Here is a 9,762-nt window from a genome sequence, read left to right as displayed (position 1 = left end):
CCCCCAGCCGGTCCGTCCGCAGCATCCGCCCCACCACGCCCTCCTCCGTCCAGCCCTCCGGCAGCGCCCGCGAGAGCTGGTCGCGCTCCGTGGCCTCCAGGAGCGCGTGCAGCAGCGCCAGCCCGGACTCCGGGTGGGCGCCCGAGCCGTTGGTCGTCCAGGCCACGGACACCGGGCCCAGCGCCACCGTTCCTGATGGCGGGCAGTACACGCCCTGCGCCGGCACCCAGACGGCGGTGCCCGTGTGCAGCTCCCGCGCCTCGCGCCACGCCAGCCGCACCGCCGGTCCCGCGAGCCGGGGCGCCACCTCCTGCCCTGCCGACCCCAGCGCGTCCACGCCCCACACGGCGACGCCCGTGCCCTCCAGCTCCTCCTGGGAGCCCCAGCGCAGGAGCTCCGGCCGCACCCGCTCCGCGGCCCACAGCTCCGCCGTCTCCAGGAGCGCGCCCCGGGCGGCCTCCTCGAAGGTGAGCCCCTTGCCGTTGCAGACCTGGAGCACGTGGCCACCCGGACGCACCGCGCAGGCCACCTCCACGCCGGTGCGGTCCAGGCCGGTGACGCGCGCCACCCGCGTCACCCCGAGGGCGCGGGCGAGCGAGGCAAGGAAGGAGGGGTCGGTCGTGGCAGGCAACACGATGGGAGACCTTAGCCAGAATCCCGGGAGGTCGGGGCCCCCGGCGCGGCGCGGCGTGGGATGGCGGGGAAAACGTGGTAGGGGAAGGCAGACCCCGCGGGCTGGGGAGGAGCGCGCACCGCATGATTTCTGTCGGAGACCTCGCGCCAGACTTCGTCGCGACCGACTGCCACGGTCAGGGCGTGCGGCTGTCGGGGCTGCGCGGCCGACGCGTGGTGCTCTTCTTCTTCCCCAAGGCCTTCACGGTGGGCTGCACCATCGAGAACCGGGCGTTCCGCGACAACCACGAGCGCATCCGCGAGCTGGGGGCGGAGCTGGTCGGCGTCTCCGTGGACACGCTCACCACCCAGTGCGACTTCGCCGAACAGGAGGGCATCCACTTCGCCCTGCTGGGAGACGACGAGCGGCGGATCAGCCGGGCCTGGGGCGTGCTGTGGCCCGTGCTCAACATCGACCGGCGCGTCACGTTCATCATCGGCGTGGACGGCACCGTCGAACACGTCATCCAGCACGAGGTGCGCGTCTACCGGCACCTGGACGACGTGCTCAAGTACCTCCAGTCCCACCCCGCCCCGGGCAACGACAGCGCCTCCGCCTGAGGGCCCGGTGGGGGCCCTCTTCCGCCGGACTCTGGGCACCCGGCGCCCTTTCCCGGGCGAAATGCGGGGCGGAAATAACCTTTGGACCCGTGGCGGGTTGGAGCCCCTGTGAGCGGACGGGTCCTAGGACTGGTGCGGCCCGGACAGGCCGCGGGGCCCCCCACGGACGAGGCCCTGTGTGGGGCCTTCCTGGCGGGGGACGCGGCGGCGTTCGGCCAGCTCTTCGAGCGGCACCGGGGCCTCGTCTTCGCGCTGATGCGCCGCTACACCACCAGCGCGGAGGACGCGGCGGACCTGACGCAGCAGGCGTTCCTGCGGGCCCTGGAGGCCTCGCGCCGGGTGTTCGCGCGCTTCACGCCGGCCACGCCCGCGCCCTTCCGGTCCTGGCTGGTGCGGGTGGCGCTCAACCTGGCGAAGAACCACGCGCGGCAGGGCTTCCGGTGGCGGCCGGTGCTGGTGGAGGCGGTGGCGGAGGACGTGGCGGCGGACCCGGGCGAGGGCGCGGACGCGTCGCTGGAGCGCACCCAGCGCGGCCACCAGGTCAGGCAGGCCGTGCTCGCCCTGCCCCGCCGCCAGCGCGAGGTGCTGACGCTGCGGGTGGACGGCGGGCTGCCGTTCAAGGACATCGCCCAGACGCTGGGCATCACGGAGAACAACGCGAAGGTGCAGTTCCACCACGCGGTGAAACGCTTGAAGGCCGACGTGGCCGGGGAGACGCAGTGATGGGTGCGTGCGTGGAATACGAGGAGCAGGCGAGCCTCCACGCCGCGGGGGCGCTGGAGGGCGAGGAGGCCACGCGCTTCCTCTCCCACCTGGAGTCCTGCGCGGCCTGCCAGGCGGAGGTGGCCTCCACCCAGGAGCTGCTGGGCCGGGTGGCGCTGCCGCCGCAGACGCCCGGGGAGGTGCGGGCGCAGGAAGGCCTGGGCGCGCGGACCCTGTCGGCGTGGCGCCGTGAGCAGACGCGGAAGTGGATGGGACGCCGGGCGCTGGGCTCGCTCGCCGCCGTCGCGGCGGTGGTGGCGCTGATGCTGGGCCCGTCCGCGCTGGAGCGGTTCCGGGCCCCCCGGACGGTGGTGCCGGACACGGTGCAGTCCGTGGGCGCCCGCGACGACGTGGACGCGGAGACGCTGGCCGCCTTCGAGGCGTGGGCAGGGCTGGAGCCGCTGGACGACGACGGTTCGGCGTATGCCTCCGGCGACAGCGCCACTTCGGACGACGGGCTGCCGTGGGACGGCGAGGACGACGCGATGGACGGGGACTTCGACCTGGGAGAGGCACTGTGAAGACGATGAAGCGAATGACCTGGGCACTGGTGTTCGCGCTGCCGATGGTGGCGCTGGCGCAGCCTCCGGCGCGGGAGCCGGGAGCGCGCGACCCCGACCGCATGGCGAGGGCGGAGCAGCGGCAGCGCCTGCGTCAGGTGCTGGAGCTGGCGGACACGCTGGAGCTGGACAGCGCACAGGCGCTGAAGCTGGATGAGACGCTGCGCCGCTTCGAGGACCGGCGCCGTCCCTTGCGCGAGCAGGTGCGGGACTCGGCGCGCGTGCTCCAGCAGGCCTCGCGGGGCGACAGCGCGGCGCTCGCTCAGGTGGACGCGGCCGCGCAGAAGGTCTTCGACGCGCGGGCGCAGATCGCCGCGCTGGACCGGGAGCTGTATCAGGCGCTCGCCAAGGAGCTGCCCCCGCAGAAGCGCGCGCGGTTGGCCGTCGTCATGGCCCGCTCCGAAGGCATGAAGAGGATGAAGGACCGGGGCGACAAGGGACCGCGAGGCGACTGAGCCGTCCCTCCCGGGAGTCGGGGGCGGACCGGCGGGCACGGGTGGACATCCCTCCGGGACGTCCCCAACGTCATGGAGCCGACCGTGTCCCCCCCAGGAGTCCCCCATGCATCTGCTGTCCCGTGTCGTTCCCGTGCTGGTGGGCCTCGGGCTCGCGTCGTGCGCGGGCATGGATGTTGGCACCAGCTACGACCCCGCCGCCGTGGAGCGGATCGACAACTTCCGCACCTATGCGTGGCTGTCGCAGCCGCAGAAGAGCCAGGACACACGCGTCAACAACGACATCACCGACGCCCAGGTGAAGGAGGCGGTGGACCAGAACCTCCAGTCGCGCGGCTACCGGAAGGTGGACCCGGGCGCGAACCCGGACTTCCTCATCGGGTGGCAGGGCGCCATCGAGACGCGGCTCTCCGCGGACGCGGTGAACAGCTACTACGGCTACCCGTGGGATCCGTTCTGGGGCTCGTTCTACGGGCCCTACGGAGGCGGTGGCGGGACCTACCTGCGCGAGTATGACGTGGGCACGCTCATCCTCGACGTGGTGGACGCGAGGGCGAAGGCGCTCGTCTGGCGCGGCACCGCGCAGCGCAACCTGGGCGACAGCCCCAGCATCCAGAGCGGCCAGAAGAAGCTCGACGAGGGCGTGGCGAAGATGCTGGAGAGCTTCCCGCCCAAGCCGGAGAAGCCAGGCTAGGCGCCAGGCGCGCCCTGTCAGCGGGCCCGGGTGCATCGCCGCGGGCCCGCCAGGAAACCTCGCGTCACTTCTCCGCGAGCGCCTTGTCGAGCGCGGCCTTCAGCTCCGGGCTGTCAGGCGTGACGCTGCTGGGGAAGGCGGCCTTCACCTGGCCGTCCTTGCCCACGACGTACTTGTGGAAGTTCCACTTGGGCTCGCCGTGGTCCTTCGCGAGGAACGCGTAGACGGGGGACTGCCCCTCGCCCTTCTTCGTCTTCACCTTCTCGAACATGGGGAAGGTGACCTTGAAGCGCAGCTCGCAGAACTTCGCGATCTCCTGCGACGTGCCCGGCTCCTGCCCGCCGAAGTCATTGGACGGGAAGCCCAGGACGACGACGCCCTTGTCCTTGTAGCCCTCGTACAGCGCCTCCAGGCCCTTGTACTGCGGCGTGTAGCCACACTCCGACGCGGTGTTCACGACGAGCGCGACCTTGCCCTGGAAGTCCGACAGCTTCTCGGGCTTGCCGTCGAGCCGGTTGGCGGAGAGCTGGTGGAAGGACATGGTCTTCTTCTCAATCTTCTTGTCCTCGGCGGAAGCAACCGAGGAGAGGGAGAGCACCGTCGCGACGGTGAACAGCAGTGGGGTTCGCATGCGACGCGGAGGATGCCGCAAGGGGCGCAAGGTTTCACCGTCCCCGCGAAGCGACGCGGGCCTTGGGTTCTTCAGCGGAAAATACCGTCTTGAGCACCCGGCCCGTGGGCGTCTTGAGCTTCGCCACCTCGCGGGGCGTGCCCTCGCCCACGATGCGGCCTCCGCCCTCCCCGCCCTCCGGCCCCAGCTCCACGACGTGGTCGCCCGCGGCGATGACCGACGGGTGGTGCTCGATGACGACCAGCGTGTCGCCCCGGTCCACCAGCCGGCCCAGGAAGGTGATGAGCTTCTCCACGTCGCCCATGTGCAGGCCCGTGGTGGGCTCATCCAGCACGTACAGCGTGGGCTCATGCCGCGAGGTCGCCGTCAGCTCCGCGGCCAGCTTGAGCCGCTGCGCCTCGCCGCCGGACAGCGTGTTGGAGCCCTGGCCCAGCTGCAGGTAGCCCACGCCCAGGTCCGCCAGGCACACCAGCGGCGCGGCCACCTTGGGGATGGAGCGGAAGACATCCTTGGCCTCGTCCGCGGACAGGCGCAGCACGTCGCCCACGGTGAGGCCGTGGTAGCGCACCTCCAGCGTGGCGGCGTCGAAGCGCGCCCCGTTGCAGGCCTCGCACGGCGTGACGACGTCCGGCAGGAAGGACATCTCGTGGGAGATGGCGCCCTGCCCTTCGCACACCTTGCAGCGCCCGCCGCTCGCGGTGTTGAAGGAGAAGCGCGCGGGCCCGAAGCCGCGGATCTTCGCCTCGGGCGTGGCCGCGAACACGCGGCGCAGCTCGTCCCAGATGCCCAGGAACGTGGCCGGCACCGAGCGCGGCGTGCGGCCGATGGGGGATTGATCCACCGACAGCACGCGCTTGATGGACTCCACGCCCTTGAGCGAGTCGAACGCCCCGGCCTTGGACGTGACGAGCCCCAGCCGGTCGCGCAGCGCCGGGTACAGCACCTGGCGGATGAGCGTGCTCTTGCCGGAGCCCGACACGCCGGAGACGACGTTGAGCCGCCCCACCGGCAGCCGCAGGTCCACGCGCTGGAGGTTGTTCGCGCGCGCGCCCTTCAGCTCCACCCACGCCTGGGGCTCGCCGCGCCCCGACGGAGGCCGCACCTGCGCGGCGCGCAGGGCCAGCGCGGTGGGCGAGTCCGACTCCAGCACCACGTCCGGCGTGCCCTCCGCCAGGATGTGGCCACCGCCCCGGCCGCCCGTGGGCCCCAGGTCGAGCAGGTGATCCGCGGCGCGGATGGTGTCCGAGTCATGCTCCACCACCAGCACCGTGGAGCCCGTGTCCACGAGCGCGCGCAGGTTGTCGAGCAGCCGGTGCGTGTCGCGCGGGTGCAGCCCGATGGTGGGCTCGTCCAGCACGTACAGCGCGCCGGTGAGGCCCGCGCCCAGCTGCGCGGACAGCCGCAGTCGCTGCATCTCGCCGCCGGACAGCGTGCCCGCGTTGCGGTCCAGGGACAGGTAGCCCAGGCCCACGCGCTCCAGGAACTCCAGCCGCCGCAGCATCTCCTGCCGCGCCGTCTCTCCCAGCAGCGCCCGGTCGCCCTTGAGCTTCCAGGTGCGCACGCGCGCGAGCGTGGACGTCACCGACGCCTGCACCACCTCGTGGTAGCGCGCGCCCTCCAGCCGCACCGCGCGCGGCACCGGAGACAGCCGGCTGCCACCGCACGTCCGGCACGGGGCCGTCTCGCCCTCGGCCATCGCCGTGGCGCCGCCCTGCACGCCAGTGCCCTCGCACGACTCGCAGCGGCCCTGTTTCGTGTTGAAGGAGAACCAGCGCGGGTCCAGCTCCGGCACGGCGGTGCCGCACTTCGGACAGGTGCGCTCGCTGGACAGCAGCGTCTCCGCCCTGCCCGCGCGGACCTTCAGCGCGCCCTTGCCCCAGTTGAGCGACGACTCGAACACCTCGCGCGGCAGCTTCGCGAGCTTGCCCTCGTACATCACGAGGTCGATGTCGTGCTCCTTCGTCTTCGTCAGGCGCGGCGGGTTGTCCGTGGAGACAAGCTCCCCGTCCACGATGGCCTGCGTGATGCCCGCGCGGGCCGCCCCCGTGAAGACGTCCAGGTACGTGCCCTTGCGAGCGCGCACCGCGGGCGCCAGCACCTGCCCGTCGCCCTTGGTCGCCGTCACCTGCGCGAAGAGCGCCGCGGGCGTGGTGGCCCCGATGGGCGTGTCGTCGTGCGGGCAGTGCGGCTCGCCAATCTTCGCGTACATCAGCCGCAGGTAGTGGGCCACCTCGGTGACGGTGGCCACGGTGCTGGTGGCACCCGCGCGGGACGTGCGCTGCTCCAGCGCCACGGTGGGAGGGATGCTGCTGATCCGCTCCACGTCCGGTCGCGGCAGCGTGGGGAGGAACTGCCGCGCGTAGGGCGTCAGCGTCTCCAGGAAGCGGCGCTGGCCTTCCGCGAAGACGACGTCGAACACGAGCGAGCTCTTGCCGGAGCCGCTGGGCCCCGTCACCACCGTCATCTTCCCCAGCGGGATGCGGCACGACACGTCCTGAAGGTTGTGCTCGCGCGCGTGCTCCACCTCGATGGCGGGCGCGGCCTCCCTGCCCGGCTTGCGCAGCTTCACCGTGCGGGCCAGCGGCTTGCCGTCGCCCCGGAGCGCGGCGGCGGTGGCGCTGTCCTTCACCTTCGCGACGTCCGCGGGCGTGCCCTCCGCCACCAGCCGGCCACCGTCCCGGCCCCCCTTGGGCCCCAGGTCGATGATCCAATCCGAGCCCTTCATCACCGACACGTCGTGGTCCACCACCAGCACGCTCGCGCCCCGGTCCACCAGCGCGTGGAGCGACGCCATCACGTGGCGCACGTCCTCCGCGTGGAGGCCGGCGCTCGGTTCGTCGATGAGGAACAGCGTGCCCTTCGCGTCGCTCGCCAGCGCGCGCGCCAGCTTCAGCCGCTGCGCCTCGCCGCCGGACAGCGTGGACAACGGCTGGCCCAGGGGCAGGTAGCCCAGGCCCAGCCGCTGCGCCGGGCCCAGGGTGCGCTTGAGCGCCGCGTCGTCGCCGAAGTGCTGGAGGACCTCATCCAGCGTCATCTCCAGCACCTGCGCCACGCTGAAGCCGTGGTGCCGGACGGCGAGAACCTCCTCCTTGAAGCGCCGGCCCCGGCACACCGCGCACAACAGGGCCACGTCCGCGAGGAACTGCATCTCCACCGTCTCGTAGCCCTCGCCCGCGCAGGCCTCGCAGCGGCCCTTGTCCACGTTGAAGGAGAAGTGCGCGGACGTCAGGCCCCGCACCTCCGCGTCGGGCTCCGACGCGAAGCGCTCGCGCAGCCGGTCCCATGCCTTGGTGTACGTGGCCGCGTTGCCTCGCGACGTGCGGCCCAGCGGGGACTGATCCACGAAGGTGATGTCCTCCACCTGCGCGCCGCCCTCCACCGCCTCCACGTCACCGGGGGCCTCCACGTCCTTGACGCCCAGGCCCCGGGCCAGGTGCCGGTAGAGCACCTCGTCCATCAGTGTGCTCTTGCCGGAGCCGCTGGGGCCGGTGATGGCGCACAGCACGCCCAGCGGCACGCGCACCGACACGCCCTTCAGGTTGTGCTCGCGCGCGTTGCGGATGACCAGCTCCCCCGTGCGGGTGCGCGGCGTGCGGGGCGCCTCCCTGCCGCCCGACAGCATCCGGCCGGTGGGCAGGTCCTGACGCTTCGCCAGGGCCTCCGGGGTGCCGTCGAAGCAGAGCGTCCCGCCCTGACGCCCGGCGCCCGGGCCCAGCTCCAGCACGCGGTGCGCGGAGCGGATGACCAGCGGATCATGCTCGATGACCAGCGCGATGTTGCCCCGGTCCGCCAGCTCCGCGATGGCCTCCGTGAGCGGCGGCACGTCCCCCGGGTGCAGGCCCACGGTGGGCTCGTCCAGCACGAAGAGCGCGCCCGTGAGCGACGTGCCCAGCGCCGCGGTGAGCGACACGCGCTGCGCCTCGCCGCCGGACAGCGTGCGCGCGGGCCGGTCCAACGTGAGGTAGCCCAGGCCCACCCGCTGCAGGTAGCGCAGGCGCCCGGCCAGCTCGCGCCGCGCCAGGTCCCCCTGCCCCGTGAGCGTCTTCAGCGCGTCCAGGCGCGTCAGGCCCTCCGTCAGCTCCAACCCGTGCCAGCCCGGCAGGTCCAACCCGCCCACGCGCCACGCGCGGGCCTGCTCGTTGAGCCGCGCGCCGTGGCAGTCCGCGCAGAGCGTGTACGCGCGGTAGCGCGCCAGCAGCACGCGCACGTGCATCTTGTACGTGCGCCCCTCCATCCACTTGAACCACGCGCGCACGCCCGGGTACGCGCGGCCCTCGTCGTAGCCGCCGGAGCCCTCGAGCACCGACTCGCGCTGCGCGGCGGTGAGCTGCTCCCACGGCTTGTCGAGCGGGATGCCCTTCTGGCGGCACCAGCGCTGGAGCATGTCCCGCTCCCAGGTGGTGGACTGGCCGGACCACGGCCGGATGGCGCCCTGGGCCAGGCTCAGCGCCGGGTTGGGGATCACCTTCCCCCAGTCGATGCCGATGGTGCGCCCGAAGCCCCGGCACGGCGCGCATGCGCCCACCGGGCTCTGGTAGCTGAACAGGCCCGGCCGCGCGGGCTCGAACTCCTTCGCGCACTTCGGACACACAAGCCCCCGGCGCAGCCGCTTCGGCGCGGACTCCGGCAGGAACAGGAGCGCGTCACCGTCCGCGCGCGCCCACGCATCCTCCAGCGCCTGCGTCACGCGCGACAGGTTCGCGTCCGACAGCTTCAGCCGGTCCACCACCACCTGCGCCACGCCCCCGGAGTCCGTGGCCTCGCCCGGCTTGAGCGTCTCCAGCTCCTTCACCTCGCCCTGCACCATCAGCCGGTGGTAGCCGTCCTTCAGCAGCCGGGCCCGCGTGTCGAGGAACGCGGACGTGTCCGGGATGCGCACGGGGAAGGTGAAGACGGCGGGCGCGTCCGGGTGCTCGCGCAGGGCGGCCTGGGCGGCCACGCGCGCGTCGGTGCGGACCGCCTCCACGCCGCAGTCCGGGCACACCGGCATCGCTTCGCGGGTGAAGAGCGCGGACAGGTACGGCTCCACGTCCGCCAGCGTCGCCACCGTGGAGCGCGAGCTCTTCACCGGCGCGCGCCGGTCCACCGCCACGCCCGCCGCCACCGGCTCCAGCGCCACCATGGGCGGCCGCTCCAGCCGCTCCAGGAACTGCCGGGCATAGGGGCTGAAGCTCTCCACGAAGCGCCGCTGACCCTCCGCGTAGAGCGTGTCCAGCGCGAGGCTCGACTTGCCACCCCCGGACACGCCGGTGATGCAGACGAACTCTCCTTCCGCCAGGTCGACGGACAAATCCTTCAGGTTGTGGGTTCGGGCGCCGACGAGGTGGGTCTTGTGCATGCCGGCCGGAGGTTTAACGACCTGACACTCCCACGCCAATCACAACATGGCGGCCAACATCGCCATGTTGTGATTGGCGTGGGAGTGTC

General features: G+C 72.6%; 8 protein-coding genes. 5 read left to right on the top strand and 3 right to left on the bottom strand.

What is annotated here, in order from left to right; genetic code table 11:
* On the bottom strand, window positions 1-634 hold a 634-nt coding region (locus D7V97_RS33925), incomplete at its 3' end, for a YcaO-like family protein (protein WP_233583397.1).
* Between the two features lie 122 nt (window positions 635-756).
* Between D7V97_RS33925 and D7V97_RS33920 the strand changes: the two genes are divergently transcribed.
* The 5 genes from D7V97_RS33920 (at window position 757) to D7V97_RS33900 (ending at window position 3,704) form a co-directional block, all read left to right on the top strand.
* Window positions 757-1,233: a peroxiredoxin gene (locus D7V97_RS33920; RefSeq protein WP_120614763.1), complete on the top strand. Its 477-nt coding sequence runs from the start codon at window positions 757-759 to the stop codon at window positions 1,231-1,233.
* A 108-nt stretch (window positions 1,234-1,341) separates the two neighbouring features.
* Entirely contained in the window at window positions 1,342-1,956 is a 615-nt protein-coding gene (locus D7V97_RS33915; protein WP_120614762.1) for an RNA polymerase sigma factor, read from the top strand.
* Complete coding sequence (locus tag D7V97_RS33910) at window positions 1,956-2,516, top strand: zf-HC2 domain-containing protein (RefSeq protein ID WP_120614761.1); 561 nt, start codon at window positions 1,956-1,958, stop codon at window positions 2,514-2,516. The genes D7V97_RS33915 and D7V97_RS33910 overlap by 1 nt, the downstream gene beginning before the upstream one ends.
* A 5-nt stretch (window positions 2,517-2,521) precedes the next feature.
* The gene (locus D7V97_RS33905) at window positions 2,522-3,010 is read left to right on the top strand and encodes a hypothetical protein (protein WP_120614765.1); all 489 of its coding nucleotides are present in this window, start codon (window positions 2,522-2,524) and stop codon (window positions 3,008-3,010) included.
* Window positions 3,011-3,116: 106 nt separating this feature from the next.
* Window positions 3,117-3,704: a DUF4136 domain-containing protein gene (locus D7V97_RS33900; RefSeq protein WP_120614760.1), complete on the top strand. Its 588-nt coding sequence runs from the start codon at window positions 3,117-3,119 to the stop codon at window positions 3,702-3,704.
* Window positions 3,705-3,768: 64 nt separating this feature from the next.
* Here D7V97_RS33900 and D7V97_RS33895 read toward each other — a convergent pair whose 3' ends face one another.
* Entirely contained in the window at window positions 3,769-4,335 is a 567-nt protein-coding gene (locus tag D7V97_RS33895) for a glutathione peroxidase (RefSeq protein WP_199729027.1), read from the bottom strand.
* Between the two features lie 34 nt (window positions 4,336-4,369).
* Complete coding sequence (gene uvrA / locus D7V97_RS33890) at window positions 4,370-9,673, bottom strand: excinuclease ABC subunit UvrA (RefSeq protein WP_120614759.1); 5,304 nt, start codon at window positions 9,671-9,673, stop codon at window positions 4,370-4,372.
* Window positions 9,674-9,762: the final 89 nt, after the last annotated feature.

Source organism: Corallococcus sp. CA053C, assembly GCF_003611675.1.
In the GTDB taxonomy this organism is placed as follows: domain Bacteria; phylum Myxococcota; class Myxococcia; order Myxococcales; family Myxococcaceae; genus Corallococcus.
The sequence above is the reverse complement of the archived record's forward strand: the minus strand, read 5'-3'. Positions and strand labels throughout refer to the sequence as shown.